10 protein-coding genes are annotated in these 14603 nt (G+C 59.5%); 6 read left to right on the forward strand and 4 right to left on the reverse strand.

Features of this window, described 5'->3' with window-relative positions; all coding sequences use genetic code 11:
- Positions 1-52 precede the first annotated feature (52 nt).
- Genes fepD through fepC form a run of 3 tightly spaced genes read left to right on the forward strand, consistent with a single transcriptional unit; the run spans position 53 to position 2840 of the window.
- A complete protein-coding gene (fepD, locus tag V6940_RS05020; protein WP_333495066.1) occupies positions 53-1060 on the forward strand; it encodes a Fe(3+)-siderophore ABC transporter permease in 1008 nt (335 codons plus the stop codon).
- Positions 1057-2049: an iron-enterobactin ABC transporter permease gene (gene fepG / locus V6940_RS05025; protein ID WP_333495067.1), complete on the forward strand. Its 993-nt coding sequence runs from the start codon at positions 1057-1059 to the stop codon at positions 2047-2049. Before fepD ends, fepG begins: the two co-directional genes overlap by 4 nt.
- Positions 2046-2840 (forward strand): iron-enterobactin ABC transporter ATP-binding protein, encoded by a 795-nt coding sequence (gene fepC / locus V6940_RS05030; RefSeq protein ID WP_333495068.1) that lies wholly within the window; start codon positions 2046-2048, stop codon positions 2838-2840. Before fepG ends, fepC begins: the two co-directional genes overlap by 4 nt.
- A 119-nt stretch (positions 2841-2959) precedes the next feature.
- Here the strand turns inward: fepC and entF are convergent, their stop codons facing one another.
- The 3 genes from entF to fes are packed head-to-tail and all read right to left on the reverse strand — an operon-like array spanning position 2960 to position 8268.
- Entirely contained in the window at positions 2960-6823 is a 3864-nt protein-coding gene (gene entF, locus V6940_RS05035) for an enterobactin non-ribosomal peptide synthetase EntF (protein WP_333495069.1), read from the reverse strand.
- The gene (locus V6940_RS05040) at positions 6820-7038 is read right to left on the reverse strand and encodes an MbtH family protein (RefSeq protein WP_333495070.1); all 219 of its coding nucleotides are present in this window, start codon (positions 7036-7038) and stop codon (positions 6820-6822) included. The genes entF and V6940_RS05040 overlap by 4 nt, the downstream gene beginning before the upstream one ends.
- Before the next feature lie 15 nt (positions 7039-7053).
- Positions 7054-8268: an enterochelin esterase gene (gene fes / locus V6940_RS05045; RefSeq protein WP_333495071.1), complete on the reverse strand. Its 1215-nt coding sequence runs from the start codon at positions 8266-8268 to the stop codon at positions 7054-7056.
- Between the two features lie 195 nt (positions 8269-8463).
- Here fes and V6940_RS05050 point away from each other — a divergent pair, with 195 nt between their 5' ends.
- The 3 genes from V6940_RS05050 (at position 8464) to V6940_RS05060 (ending at position 13174) form a co-directional block, all read left to right on the forward strand.
- Positions 8464-10749, forward strand: coding sequence for a TonB-dependent siderophore receptor (locus V6940_RS05050; RefSeq protein ID WP_333495072.1), 2286 nt, complete (start codon positions 8464-8466; stop codon positions 10747-10749).
- A 47-nt stretch (positions 10750-10796) separates the two neighbouring features.
- Entirely contained in the window at positions 10797-11420 is a 624-nt protein-coding gene (entD, locus tag V6940_RS05055) for an enterobactin synthase subunit EntD (RefSeq protein WP_333495073.1), read from the forward strand.
- A 191-nt stretch (positions 11421-11611) separates the two neighbouring features.
- Positions 11612-13174, forward strand: a complete 1563-nt coding sequence (locus V6940_RS05060) for an AbgT family transporter (RefSeq protein WP_333495074.1) — start codon at positions 11612-11614, stop codon at positions 13172-13174.
- Positions 13175-13276: 102 nt separating this feature from the next.
- Here the strand turns inward: V6940_RS05060 and V6940_RS05065 are convergent, their stop codons facing one another.
- Entirely contained in the window at positions 13277-14593 is a 1317-nt protein-coding gene (locus V6940_RS05065; protein ID WP_333495075.1) for an aspartate aminotransferase family protein, read from the reverse strand.
- Positions 14594-14603: the final 10 nt, after the last annotated feature.

Below are 14603 nucleotides of genomic sequence, written 5' to 3' on the forward strand. Positions count from 1 at the left end.
GAATAAGATAGATAACGATAATTACTATCATTATCAAATCAGGGATGTCGCCATGTCGTTTTCCACCCCGGTGCTGCGCGCCCTTGCGCTGCCTGGATTGTTGATACTGCTGTTTCTCGCCGCCACGCTCAGTTTATTGATTGGTGCCAAACCGCTCCCGGTTCACGTCGTTATCGACGCGCTTAGCGGCACCTGCCAGAGCGCCGATTGCACTATCGTGCTCGATGCCCGACTGCCGCGAACGCTGGCCGGTCTGCTCGCCGGTGGCGCGCTGGGGCTTGCCGGGGCGCTGATGCAAACTCTCACCCGCAACCCGCTTGCCGATCCTGGAATTCTTGGCGTTAACGCCGGGGCCAGTTTTGCCATCGTGTTAGGCGCGGCGCTGCTCGGCATTACCTCGCCACAGGAACAGCTGGCGATGGCTTTTTGCGGCGCGCTGGTTGCCTCGTTAATCGTGGCCTTTACCGGCAGCCAGGGCGGCGGCCAACTGAGCCCGGTACGCTTAACGCTGGCAGGCGTGGCGCTCGCTGCCGTACTGGAAGGTTTCTCCAGCGGCATCGCCTTACTTAACCAGGATGTCTACGATCAGCTGCGCTTCTGGCAGGCGGGTTCGCTGGATATTCGTACCCTGCAAACCCTGAAAACGGTGCTGATCCCGGTGTTGATTGCCGGTGCCGTCGCGCTGATGATGAGCCGTTCGCTTAACAGCCTGAGCCTCGGTGCCGACACCGCCACCGCGCTGGGCAGTAAAGTGGCGCGCACACAAATCATGGGACTGCTGGTGATCACCATTCTGTGTGCCAGCGCGACCTCGGTGGTAGGCCCTATCGCCTTTATCGGCCTGATGATGCCGCATATTGCCCGCTGGCTGGTCGGCTCGGACCACCGCTGGTCACTGCCGGTCACCCTGCTCGCTACCCCCTCGCTGCTGCTGTTTGCCGATATTATTGGCCGCCTGCTGGTGCCCGGCGAACTGCGCGTATCGGTGGTCAGCGCCTTTATCGGCGCACCGGTGCTGATTTTCCTGGTTCGCCGTAAATCGAACGGAGGTGGTCGATGAACGCCCCTTCTCGTCGCCTGGTCGCCAGCTGTCTGCTGCTGGTCGCCGCATGCCTGCTGCTCACGCTGCTGAGTCTACGCAGCGGTGCAGTCACGCTGGAATTTTCACAAATCTTCGCTGCGCTGTTTGGCGATGCGCCGCGCACCATCACCCTGGTGGTGACTGAATGGCGTCTACCGCGCGTGCTGATGTCGCTGTTGATTGGCGCCGCGCTCGGCGTCAGCGGCGCGATTTTCCAGTCGCTGATGCGCAACCCACTGGGCAGTCCGGACGTGATGGGCTTTAACACCGGTGCATGGAGTGGCGTACTGGTGGCACTGGTCTTCTTCGGCCAGAACCTCACTACCATTACCCTCGCCGCCATGGCGGGCGGCATCGCCACCTCGCTTATCGTGTGGGCACTGGCGTGGCGTGACGGTATCGAAACCTTCCGGCTGATTATTATCGGCATCGGCATCCGCGCGATGCTGATGGCCTTCAACACCTGGCTGCTGCTGCGCGCGTCGCTGGAGACCGCCGTCTCTGCAGGGCTATGGTTTGCCGGTTCGCTTAACGGCCTGACGTGGGCCAAAATCTGGCCCGCTGCACCGATGATGGTCATCGCCCTCGCCTGCTCCGCGCTGTTGGTGCGCCGTCTGCGCCTGTTAGAAATGGGCGACGACAGCGCCTGTGCGCTGGGGGTTCGTGTCGAAGTTTCCCGCCTGCTGCTGATGCTGGTCGCCGTGGTGCTGACCGCCGCCGCCACCGCGTTAGCCGGGCCGATTTCTTTTATTGCGCTGGTCGCGCCGCACATTGCCCGTCGCCTCAGCGGCACCGCGCGCTGGGGTCTGACCCAGGCGGCGCTCTGCGGCGCGCTGCTGCTCGCCGCCGCCGACTACTGCGCCCAGCAGCTGTTCTTGCCTTATCAGCTTCAGGTGGGCGTGGTCACCGTTAGCCTTGGCGGTATCTACCTCATCGTGCTGCTAATTCAGGAGTCTCGTAAAAAATGACCGACACCGTCGCTCGCCTGCGCGGCGAGGCGTTAACCCTTGCCTACGGGAAAAAGACCATCGCCGAGTCGCTGAACGTCACCATTCCTGACGGCCATTTCACCGCCATTATTGGCCCCAACGGCTGCGGGAAATCGACCCTGCTGCGGACGCTCAGCCGCCTGATGACGCCAGTTCGCGGCCATGTCTATCTCGACGGTGAAGAGATCCAGCGCTACGCCAGTAAAGAGGTAGCGCGTCGCGTCGGCCTGCTGGCGCAGAACGCCACGACGCCGGGGGATATTTCAGTGCAGGAACTGGTTGCCCGCGGGCGTTATCCGCATCAGCCGCTGTTTACCCGCTGGCGCCAGGAAGATGAAGACGCGGTGCAGAATGCGATGCAGGCCACCGGCATCGTCAACCTCGCCAACCAGAGCGTGGATACCCTCTCCGGCGGGCAACGTCAGCGCGCGTGGATTGCAATGGTGCTGGCGCAGGACACGTCGATCATGCTGCTCGACGAGCCAACGACCTGGCTTGATATCAGCCATCAGATTGACCTGCTGGAGCTCTTAAGCGAACTGAACCGCGAGCGCGGCTATACGCTCGCCGCCGTGCTGCACGATTTGAACCAGGCGTGCCGCTACGCGACGCACCTGATAGCCTTGCGCGATGGGAAGATAGTGGCAGAAGGCGCGCCGAAAGAGATCGTCACTCCGGCGCTGATTGAAGCGGTGTACGGCCTGCGCTGCATGATTATTGATGACCCGGTGGCGAATACGCCGCTGGTGGTGCCGCTCGGGCGGCGATAGCGCTTACTCCCTCTCCCTTCAAGGGAGTAAGCGCATATTTCCCCTCACCCTAACCCTCTCCCCAAAGGGGCGAGGGGATCATACCGGACGCGCTTTCCGGACGGAGGAAATTTCTATACCTACCCCAATATCTCCCGCATCACCGGCCCAATCGCCTCAAACGCCGCAGGCGTAATGATGTCGACGTGCGCACAATCCTGACGATAAACCTCCAGCTCGCCCACCCACGGCCCCCAGGCCGTCTGCGGATCCGCCTGGCGGGTTTTCTCGGCGACAAATAGCGTCGCTTTGCCGTCAAACCTCGCGCTATGCGCGGTAGTCAGCAGGCGCACGGCGTCGGCGTAGTTGCCTTCAATCGCGCTGAACAATTCGCTGGAGCCTTGCCCCTGCTGAGCGGCAATAAATGCTTCACGTTCGCGATCAATCTCCGCTAATACCGCCGGGTCGAGACCGTTTGCCTCTTTTTCCGCCCAGTTCTGCGTTTCCGGCGGCCAGGTATCCAGCAGGCCGAGGAACGCCACCGTTTCGCCGCGCTGGCGTAAACGCGCGGCGATGCCCTGCGCCAGCGTACCGCCAAGCGAATAGCCGAGCAGGTAATACGGCCCGTGCGGCTGCTGGGCGAGCAGCGTCGCCAGATGATGTTCGCACACCTCGTCCAATGTCTCGGCGGTCTGCATCGGCCCTTCCGGGCGCGGGGACTGAATGCCGGTAATCGACCAGCGCGGCGACAGATAGCGTGACAGCACGCTGAACTGCCAGGCAAAACCGGACGCCGGATGGAAGCAGAATAACGTTGGGCCATCGCCGGTGCGCAACGGCAGCAGCGGCTCATAGCCCAGACGCTGCGCCTGCTCGTCATCGCTGTTTTCCAGCAACGCACTGAGCTGACAAACGGTCGATGACACCATCACCTGCCCCGGCGTCACTTTGCGTCCGGTTTGCTGGCTCAGCGTTGCCGCCAGCCGCATGGCGAGCAGCGAGTGGCCGCCGAGGGCAAAGAAATCAGCATCCACATCCTGAATGTCGCAGCCAAGCAGTTGGCTAAACGCCGCGGCAACCCGCAGTTCAGTTGCCGTTTGCGGCGCGCGGCCGCTTGTTTTCTGCGTCAGCGACGGCAGCGGCAGCGCTTTGCGATCCAGTTTACCGTTGGCGCTCAACGGCAGTGCGCTCAACTGTAACAGCACTACCGGCACCATATGCGGCGGTAGCTGTTCGCGCAGGCGAGCCAGAAGCGTATCGGTATCAAGCGGTAGACCAGAAATCGATACCACATAGCCTACCAGCTGGCGGGCATCGCCGCCGGTGGCCGCCGCCTGGTTGATAACGCAGGCGTGCGTCACCGCCTGTTCCACGTCCGGCAGGCTCTGCATCACCCGGTCGATTTCACCCAGCTCAATGCGCTGACCGCGAATTTTGAGCTGATCGTCGCTGCGGCCAAGGTATTCCACCGCACCGTTATCCAGCCATCGCGCGACGTCACCGGTACGGTACATGCGCTCGCCGGGGGCAAATGGGTCGGCAATAAAGCGGCTGGCGGTGAGATCCGGTCTGCCCAGATAGCCCTGTGCCAATTGGATGCCGGTAAGGTAGAGATCGCCCGCCACGCCAAACGGCACCGGGCGCATCATGGCATCAAGAATTCGCAGGCCGGTATTCCACACCGGGAAGCCAATCGGCACGCTATTGCCGGACACCGCCGCCAGCGTTTCGCCGTAGGCCGGGTACCAGCTCACGTCCACCGCCGCTTCCGTTGGCCCATAGAGGTTGTGCAGCGGCACGTGGGTGAGTACTTCCCACTCACGGCATAGCGAGGTCGGCAGCGCTTCACCGCTACAGAACACCCGCTGTAGTGAGCAGCAGCTGTCTACCGTTTCCGGCGTCAGCGAGGCCACAAACGCCGCCAGCATCGACGGCACGAAATGGGTGGTGGTGATGCCATAATCGGCAAAGAAGCGCTGCATCGCCAGCGGGTCGCGGTGCGCCTCCGGCTCGGCCATGACCAGGCTTGCACCGGTCATAAACGGCCACCAGAACTCCCATACCGAGACATCAAAACTGCACGGCGTTTTCTGCGCCACCACATCGTCGGCGGTCAGCGGATAGTGATCCTGCATCCACAGCAGGCGGTTAACGATGGCCTCATGGCCGACCATCACCCCTTTCGGGCGGCCGGTCGAACCAGAGGTAAAGATGATATAGGCCGTCTGTTCCGGCGTTGTCAGCGCGAGGGGCTGGTCATCTCCCGCCGCCAGCGGGGCGTTCAGGCACAGGCTGTCGATATTCGGGAAGCGGTGCAACTGGTCGGCGGCGGTAATCAGCAGCGTCGGTCGCGCGTCTTCCAGCATCATCTGCAGGCGATCATCCGGGTAGCCGGTATCCAGCGGCAGCCAGGCCGCTCCGGCCTCAACGATCGCGTGCAGCGCCAGCGTCAGGAACACCGAACGCGGTAATGCAACGGCGACGCTATCACCAGGCTTCACACCGCGCTCGCGCAGCACGTTTGCCAGCGCGATTACCTGCTGGCGCATCTCGCGATAGGTGAAACGATAGTTCGCATCCACCAGCGCCACGGCATCCGGTGTTTTCGCCGCCTGAGCCGCTACCAGCGAGCTGAGCGTAGCCTGCGGCAGGGATTTTTCAGTGGCGTTGATCTGCGCCAGACGCTGATATTCATCATCCGACAGCAGTTCGGCATCGGCACACATCAGTGCAGGATTATCGGCGAACTGCTGCAACAGCGAGGTTAAGCGAGCGATATGCTGCCGCAACGTTGCTTCATCATAGCGCTGCTGGTTGGCCAGAATTTCCAGCGACAGACCGCCCTCTTCATCGGGGAACAGCGCCAGTTCCAGGTCGTTTACCGGCCCGGTGGCTAGCGTATGCGTTGTCGCCTGAACGTCGGCGAAACCGAGGCGATAGTCAAACATTTTGACGTTAAATACCGGGCCAAACAGCGCTTCATCACCCGCTGCCTTTCCTGCATCACGCACGATCTGTTCCGCATCGTAGCGCTGATGGCGACGCATCTTTTTCAACTGCCCGGAGAGGCGAGTTGCCAGCTCGGGCAAGGTTTCCAGACCGTTCAGCGTCACGCCCAGCGGCAGTACGTTAAGCACCGGGCCGGTGGCCGTCAGGGCCGCGGAGCCCATACGGCGCATAAAGATAAACCCAGCGGCATAGTCGCTGCGACCGCACAGACGGCCGAGCCAGAGCGCCACCAGCGCCAGCGCTAGATCGGCAGGCTGGCACTGCGGTGCAGAGGCGGTTAGTCGAGCAAACGCCCGGCGGTCGGCGATGAGCTTCATGCGCCAGATAGCGGTGCTTTGCGCGCGACCCGGCAGCGGCGCAGACGAGAGCGAGGCCGGAGACGGTAGCGCTTTGCGCTGCTCGGCCCAGAAGGCTTTGTCTCGCTGAAACGCCTCGCTGTCGCGGTAGCGTTGATATTCGTCCACCACCTCGGCAAACGGCGTGAACGCCGGTTCCGGCAGCGTCTCGCCTGTCACCAGCGCCTGATAAATCAGGCTTATCTGGCGGGTAATCGCCGGGAAGCTGAAGCCGTCCACCAGCAGATGGTGGTAGCGCTGATACCAGAACCAGCGGTTGTCGCCCACGCGCAAAAGCTGATGACAGTAGAGCGGGTTGCCGCTATCGACGCGGCTGTTTTGCGAGAGATCGTGCTGCATCAGGGCCAGCGCCGCCTGCTGCGGATCTGACTCACCGCGCAAGTCGTGGCACGCCGGTTCAGCAATCACCATGCTCTCATCCAGCCACTGCCAGACGTCGCCGTTGTCTTCGCTAAAGCGCATGCGCAGCGTGTCGGCCTGATTCAGACCCATCACGATAGCGCGCGCCAGCAGGTCGCCGTTAACCTCCCCGTTAAGCTCAACGTAGTGCGCCACGCTCCAGGCATTCGGCAACGTCGACAGGGCTTCCGCCATCCAGATCCCCGGTTGAGCGGCAATCAGCGGTAAACGCGAGCTCATGGTCGGCCTCCGGTGACGGAGAAATGGTCAGGATAAAGGGTCGTCCAGTTATGGGTGAGCCAGGCGTTGCACGCCTCAAGCGGCTGCGGTTCGCAGACCACCGTCCAGCCCGCCGGCAGTGAACACTGCTGGGGCCAGAGGCTAAACTGCCGGTGAGGGTTTTGCAGAAGGTAAAACTGCCCTTGCGCCACGTCGAAGGGGTTACTGACTTGCATACCAAACTCCTGTCGTTAATCGCGCGTTGCCGCCTGGTTATTCCAGAGCGTAATCAGCCCGGCGGTCAGCCCGCCGCGCCAGCAAAGCGCATCATGTCCGCCATCAACCTGATGCCAGAAAATCGGCTGCTGTGTGCGCTGTAGCTGCGCCAAAAGCGCCTGATTGGCGCGAAAAATAATCGGTTCACGGATGCCCGCTTCCAGCACAATCCGCAGCCCCTGCGGGGTCAACTCACCGCTTTCAAGCTGCTGTACAATTTCCCCGGTCTGTTGCCCGCCACGATGCGGCCACCAGTACGACCCCGACTGGCTCAGCACACAGCCAAAACGTTCCGGCCAGTGCAGCCCGGCGAACAGCGCGGACAGGCCACCGAAGCTTTGTCCGGCCACCACCGTCCGATCGGCACGAGCGCTGAACGGCGCTATCGCCTGCACCTGCGACAGTAATTCCTGCTGCACCGCTAGCCAGAAATCCGCATTGCAGGGCAGTTCAACGCTACGGTGCGCGTTATCAATCACGTCAATCAGCAGGTAGACCGCGGGAGGCAGCTTTTTCGCGTCGGTCAGTGAGGTCAGCGCAGGCCATACCGGCATGCTTTCGGCCCAGAACTGGCCGTCGAGCAGCACCGCCAGCGGCCTCTCGGCTTCGTTGATGTCGCCGGTGGCAAAAATCCACACCCGACGCTGGTTGCCCAACCGTTCGCTGCGCCAGGCGATGCACTGCGGTTTGGGCCAGATTGTCGCTGGGTCAGACCAGCCGGGCTGTTCCGGGGCCTGCGGCATTTCCAGTGCGGAAACCGCATGGCCGCGCCCGCCTTTCCAGCTTTGCGGGTTCAGCGGGTCGGAGATGGCCTTCGGTAACAGCTTGCGCCAACCTTCGCGCAGTTGCTGGCGGTCCGGCTCGGCGGCGGTAAAAATGTCAGGGGAGAAATCATCATCGCGCTCGCTTGGCGCAAAGCAGTAGCTACCGCGCCAGGTGGATGGCAGCGTGGTTGTCCAGCGCCAGACGTCGGTATCAGGAATACGTTCGAGGGTCTGAGGGGCTGAGTTGTGGTGGTGATCGGTGACGCCGGTAATGTAAATCCACACCCGGCGAACGGGCGATGAACGCTCGCTGCCTGCGGGGTCACGCCACCAGAACGTGACGCGATAATTATCGCCAACTCGTTCATATTGCGGGCCTTTTATCGCATCCCACCACGCGTCACTTCCTGTTGTTAACTTCTCCACCACGTTAACCCCATGTTTATTGTGGAATTTATTGTTACATCTAAAAATTTATTGATAATATTATTGATAACTATTTGCATTTGCAATAGCGTATTGCCGCGCACTTTCCCATGCTTCTGGCATACAACCTTGCCGCGTCTCCCCTTTTGGGAATGGATCACGACGGGACGTTGGCGACGAAAAGCAGGACACACAATGAATAATAAAATCAAATCCCTGGCCTTCCTGGTCAACCTGGGTATTTATGGCGTTGCATCTCCGGCTTTTGCCGCCGAGACTACCAGCAATAAGGACGCCGACGGTGAAACCATGGTCGTGACCGCTGCCGAGCAGAACCTGCAGGCACCGGGCGTTTCGACCATCACCGCCGACGAAATTCGTAAGCGCCCACCTGCGCGCGACGTCTCCGAAATCATCCGTACCATGCCGGGCGTTAACCTGACCGGTAACTCCACCAGCGGCCAGCGCGGCAACAACCGCCAGATCGATATTCGCGGTATGGGCCCGGAAAACACCCTGATTCTGATCGACGGTAAGCCGGTCACCAGCCGTAACTCGGTGCGTCAGGGCTGGCGTGGCGAGCGTGATACCCGCGGTGATACCGGCTGGGTTCCGCCAGAAATGATTGAACGCATTGAAGTCCTGCGTGGCCCCGCGGCGGCCCGTTACGGTAACGGCGCGGCGGGCGGCGTGGTGAATATCATCACCAAGAAAAGCAGCAACGAGTGGCACGGATCCTGGAACACCTATTTCAACGCCCCTGAGCACAAAGAAGAAGGCTCTACTAAGCGTACCAATTTCAGCCTGACAGGGCCGCTGGGCGACGCGTTCAGCTTCCGTCTCTTCGGTAACCTGGATAAAACCCAGGCCGATGCCTGGGATATCAACGATGGGCATCAGTCAGAGCGCACTAAGGCCTACGCCGATACCATGCCAGCCGGTCGTGAAGGCGTTGAGAATAAAGATATTAACGGTCAGGTACGTTGGGACTTCGCGCCAATGCAGTCGCTGGAGTTCGAAGCGGGCTACAGCCGTCAGGGTAACCTGTACGCGGGCGATACCCAGAACACCAACAACGACAACGACACCACCAAGGGCGGCAAGGGCCTGGTGAAAAAATACTACGGTAAAGAGACCAACCGTATGTATCGCCAGAACTATGCACTGACCTGGAACGGCGGCTGGGATAACGGCATCACCACCAGCAACTGGGCACAGTACGAACACACCCGCAACTCCCGTCTGGGTGAAGGTCTGGCCGGTGGCCTGGAAGGGCTGTTTAACAGCAACCAGTTCAGCGATACGGATCTGGCTGATGTGACGCTGCACAGTGAAATCAACATTCCATTCGATTTCGTGGTGAATCAGAACCTGACGCTGGGCACCGAGTGGAACCAGCAGCGTATGAAGGACTCCAGTTCCAACACGCAGACCTTTATGGGCGGTAATATTCCAGGCTACAGCAGCACCGACCGTAGCCCATATTCTCAGGCAGAGATCTTCTCGCTGTTTGCTGAGAACAACATGGAAGTGACCGACAGTACCATGCTGACCCCGGCGCTGCGCTTCGATCACCACAGCGTCGTGGGTGACAACTGGAGCCCATCACTGAACCTGTCTCAGGGCTTAGGCGATGACTTCACGCTGAAAATGGGTATTGCCCGTGCTTATAAAGCACCGAGTCTGTATCAGCTCAACCCGAACTACATTCTGTACAGCAAAGGCCAGGGCTGTTACGCCACCGGCGCAGCCACCGGCATTGGCTGTTACATGATGGGTAACGATGACCTGAAGGCTGAGACCAGCGTCAATAAAGAAATTGGTCTGGAATTCAAGCGTGATGGCTGGCTTGCGGGTGTGACCTGGTTCCGTAACGATTACCGCAACAAGATTGAAGCGGGCACCACTCCACTGAGCCGTACTTCCATTACCAGCGGCACGACCACCACCTACACCGATATCTATCAGTGGGAAAATATTCCTAAAGCGGTGGTTGAAGGGCTAGAAGGTACGCTGAACGTTCCGGTAAGCGAGACGGTGAGCTGGACCAACAACATCACCTATATGCTGCAAAGTAAGAATAAAGAGACCGGCGAACGTCTGTCGATCATTCCTGAGTACACGCTGAACTCTACCCTGAGCTGGCAGGTTCGTCAGGATGTGTCGCTGCAGTCAACCTTTACCTGGTACGGCAAACAGCAGCCTAAGAAATATGACTACCAGGGCAAACCGGTTACCGGTACCTCCGCCGCTGAAGTCAGTCCTTACAGCATCGTGGGCCTGAGCGCGACCTGGGACGTCAACAAAAACGTCAGCCTGACCGGCGGCGTGGACAACGTCTTCGACAAACGCCTGTGGCGCGAAGGTAACGCCCAGACCGTGAGCGACACCAAAACCGGTGCCTACATGGCCGGTGCGGGTGCCTACACCTACAACGAGCCGGGCCGTACCTGGTACATGAGCATCAACACGCACTTCTGATAATCTGTCCCTCCCCTCCCCCTTCGGGGAGGGTTTTCAGGAGCTCTATGCTTACCCACCACAGCACGTTTCACGCTATTCAGCGTATCGACTTCCAGCCTGAAACCTTCGCCCCGCAGGACCTGCTGTGGCTTCCCCATCACGCGCAGCTTTCCCGTACGGGTAAAAAACGTCAAACCGAGCATCTGGCCGGGCGCATTGCCGCCGTTTATGCGCTACACACCGTTGGTGAGAAATCAGTGCCGGGCATTGGAACAAACCGGGAACCGCTTTGGCCTGCGGGGATTTTTGGCAGTATCAGCCATTGTGGACATACCGCGCTGGCCATTGTTTCTCATGCGCCCGTCGGCGTTGATATTGAAGAAGTACTCACGGATTCACTTGCCGAATCCCTCGCAGATCAGATAGCCGAAGGGCAAGAACTCGCCTATCTCCGCGCAACCCCTCTTCCCTTCCCGCTACTGCTGACGCTGGCCTTTTCAGCAAAAGAGAGCCTGTACAAAGCCCTTTCTGCTCGTTACCCACATCTGCTCAACTTTCACGATGCCGTCGTTACCCACATTAACGCACAGGACATTTTCGTGCAGATCCCCGCAATTAACCGAACCTTTACCCTTCATTGGTATGCCGTAGATGCCCAGCGCATCATCACCCTTTATCATCAGACATAAATATGACCAGCCATCGAAAATACCGAACCAACCGCCAGTCATAACCTCATTGATAAAATAAAAAATCAAAAATTGCGGATTTAGTCAGATTTATCCACCATAAAAATATAGTTCCGCACAGCAATTACCCCTATTATTCTCCTGAAACATTCATACAAACAATGAAACAATTGTCTGAATTAAGGAACCGAATGAATACCCAAACACGGACACGGAATGAAGTGGGTGAAAGCCGCCTGATGACAGGCTTTCTGAACGCGATTGAAAAAGCTGGCAACCGGTTACCCGAACCGGCAATGATCTTTTTCTACTTTTTACTGATTGTGATGGGCCTGTCGGCAGTGCTGTCGATGGTGACCTTTGATGTGATAAACCCGATGACGCAGGAAGCGGTGAAGGTGAATAACCTGCTCTCTCCTGAAGCGTTGACCAATACGCTGGCCAATATGGTCACCACCTTCACCGGCTTTGCGCCGCTTGGGATCGTACTGGTGGCAATGCTTGGCGTGGGTGTGGCGGAAAGCTCCGGCTTTATCAACGTGGCGCTGAAAAAGATGCTGCGCGTGACGCCGAAAAAACTGCTGACGCCAATGCTGATCTTTGTGGCGATGTTCAGCCACGTGGCGGCAGATGCGGGCTACGTGCTGGTGATGCCGCTGGGCGCGATTATTTTTATGTCTGCCGGTCGTCACCCGCTGGTCGGGATTGCCGCCGCGTTCTCCGGCGTATCCGGTGGCTTTGCCGCCAACATGGTACCCACCGGTAACGATGCGCTGCTGCAGGGCTTTACCCAGGCTGCCGCCCAGTTGCTGGACAGCACCTACACCGTAAACACGCTGTGTAACCTGTTCTTCGGTATCGCCTCCTCCATCATCATTACGCTGGTTGGCTGGTGGGTCACCGAGCGCATCGTCGAGCCACGCGTCAGCAAAATGGCTATCGACGGCGACTTCAAACACGATGAAGATATGTCTAACGTCACGCCGCAGGAGAGCCGCGCTTTCCGCCGCGCATCGCTGGTGATGATGCTCGGTCTGGCGGCACTGGCCGCGGCGGCCTGGCCAGAAGGGTCGATGCTGCGTGGCACCGACGGTTCACTGACCTCCTACAGCGCGCCGATTATGAAGTCCATCGTGCCGCTGATTTTCCTGATCTTCATTCTGCCGGGTATCGTCTACGGCTTTGTCTCCGGCACCTTTAAAACCGGCAAAGACGTGATTGGCGCGATGAACGACTCCATGAGCAAAATGGGTTCGTACATGGTGATGGCCTTCTTCTGCGCCATGTTTATCAAAGCGTTCAGCGACTCCAACATTGGTACATTGTTCGCGCTGATGGGCGCCGACGGTCTGAAAGCGCTGGCGCTGCCGGGCCAGGCAACGATTATCGGTATGATTGTGCTAACGGCGGTGGTGAACCTGCTGATTGGCTCAGCATCGGCTAAATGGGCGCTGCTGTCGCCGATTATGGTGCCAATGCTGATGGCGGTGGGAATTTCTCCGGAGCTGACTCAGGCGGCGTTCCGTATTGGTGACTCCTGCACCAACATCATTACGCCACTGATGGTCTTCTTCCCGCTGATCGTTATCTACTGCCAGCGCTACGTGAAGGGCGCGGGTGTGGGCACGCTGGTCTCAATGATGATGCCGTACTCCATCGCCTTCTTTGTGGCGTGGAGCATCCTGCTGCTGGTGTGGTGGGGTGTCGGTCTGCCGTTGGGTATCGCGGCGCCGTATACCTGGAGCCCGAGTTAACGGTCTGTTCGGTGCCATTCCCGGCGGCGCTTCGCTTGGCCGGGCTACGATGTTGGTAGCCCGGACGAGGCGCAGCCGACTCCGGGGAACCCCGGCACAAAACTACACGGCTAAATGGGCAAAATTGCCTAATACGTTGTGTAAAATCCCCACCCCTTTCTGCACCTGCTCGGCGCTGATAGTGCATGGTGGCACCACGTGAATCCGGTTTTCCACCACGAAGCTCAACAGCCCCGCTTCGGTTAATGCGCCTTTAATTTCTGCCATATCCCCTGCCGCCAGCGGCGTTTTCTTCGCTCGGTCGCTCACCAGCTCCAGCGCCTGGAATACGCCGCGCCCGCGCACTTCGCCCACCAGCGGTGACGATGCGGCCAGCGCCTCCAGCCCCTGACGCAACACGCCGTTGCCGATACGCGCCGCGTTCTCCACGATCCCTTCGTCCTTCATCGCATCAAGGGTGGCAATAATCGCCGCCATCGCCAGCGGATGCCCGGAATAGGTCAGCCCACCGGCAAAAAAGTGATCGTCAAAATAGTGAGCGATCTTATCGCTGATGATCACCCCGCCGGCCGGAACGTACCCCGCGTTCACGCCTTTGGCGAAGGTAACAAGATCCGGCACGATCCCATCCTGCTCGAAGGCAAACCAGCTACCGGTACGGCCAAACCCGGCCATCACCTCATCGAGGATCAGGATAATCCCGAACTCATCCGCCAGCGCCCGCACGCCCTTCATATAGCCTTCCGGCGGTACCAGAATCCCCGCCGTACCGGGAATAGACTCCAGCAGAATAGCGGCAATGGAAGACGGGCCTTCGCACTCGATCATCCGCCGCAGGTGCGCCAGCGCGCGGCTGCACTCTTCCTGCTCGGAGGTAGCGTTAAACTCTGTGCGGTAGAGGTACGGGTTAAAGAAGTGGACGTGGCCGCGTGAATATTCGTTCGGCACACGGCGCCAGTCGCCGGTGGCGGCAATAGCGCTGCCGGTATTACCGTGATACGAACGGTAGGCCGACAGCACCTTGTCGCGCCCGGTATAAAGACGCGCCATGCGAATAGCATTCTCATTGGCATCGGCCCCGGCGTTGGTGAAGAACACCTTGCTAAAGCCTTCCGGCGCCAGTCCAATAATGCGTTTTGCCGCTTCGCCGCGCGCCAGGTTGGCGGTGGCCGGGGCAATAGTGACCAGCGTTTCCAGCTGATCTTTCATCGCCGCCAGCACGCGCGGATGCTGGTAGCCCAGATTCACGTTCACCAGTTGGCTGCTGAAATCGAGATAGGTTTTCCCGTCGTAATCCCATAGCTCACACCCTTTCGCGCCGGCAATCACCAGCGGGCTCAGGTTGCCCTGCATCGACCAGGAATGAAAAACATACTCTCTGTCCAGTTGGCGAACCGCTTTGTTGTTCAACTCTGTCATTCGTCGTTCC

It is taken from the genome of Kluyvera sp. CHPC 1.251, from assembly GCF_036759945.1.
Lineage (GTDB): Bacteria > Pseudomonadota > Gammaproteobacteria > Enterobacterales > Enterobacteriaceae > Kluyvera > Kluyvera sichuanensis.

What these genes read in the sequence shown, in the direction of transcription:
- fepD (WP_333495066.1), top strand. Translation starts at nt 53, where the DNA reads ATGTCGTTTTCCACCCCGGTGCTGCGCGCCCTTGCGCTGCCTGGATTG.
- entD (WP_333495073.1), top strand. Translation starts at nt 10,797, where the DNA reads ATGCTTACCCACCACAGCACGTTTCACGCTATTCAGCGTATCGACTTC.
- entF (WP_333495069.1), bottom strand. Translation starts at nt 6,823, where the DNA reads ATGAGCTCGCGTTTACCGCTGATTGCCGCTCAACCGGGGATCTGGATG.
- fepG (WP_333495067.1), top strand. Translation starts at nt 1,057, where the DNA reads ATGAACGCCCCTTCTCGTCGCCTGGTCGCCAGCTGTCTGCTGCTGGTC.
- V6940_RS05050 (WP_333495072.1), top strand. Translation starts at nt 8,464, where the DNA reads ATGAATAATAAAATCAAATCCCTGGCCTTCCTGGTCAACCTGGGTATT.
- V6940_RS05065 (WP_333495075.1), bottom strand. Translation starts at nt 14,593, where the DNA reads ATGACAGAGTTGAACAACAAAGCGGTTCGCCAACTGGACAGAGAGTAT.
- fepC (WP_333495068.1), top strand. Translation starts at nt 2,046, where the DNA reads ATGACCGACACCGTCGCTCGCCTGCGCGGCGAGGCGTTAACCCTTGCC.
- V6940_RS05040 (WP_333495070.1), bottom strand. Translation starts at nt 7,038, where the DNA reads ATGCAAGTCAGTAACCCCTTCGACGTGGCGCAAGGGCAGTTTTACCTT.
- V6940_RS05060 (WP_333495074.1), top strand. Translation starts at nt 11,612, where the DNA reads ATGAATACCCAAACACGGACACGGAATGAAGTGGGTGAAAGCCGCCTG.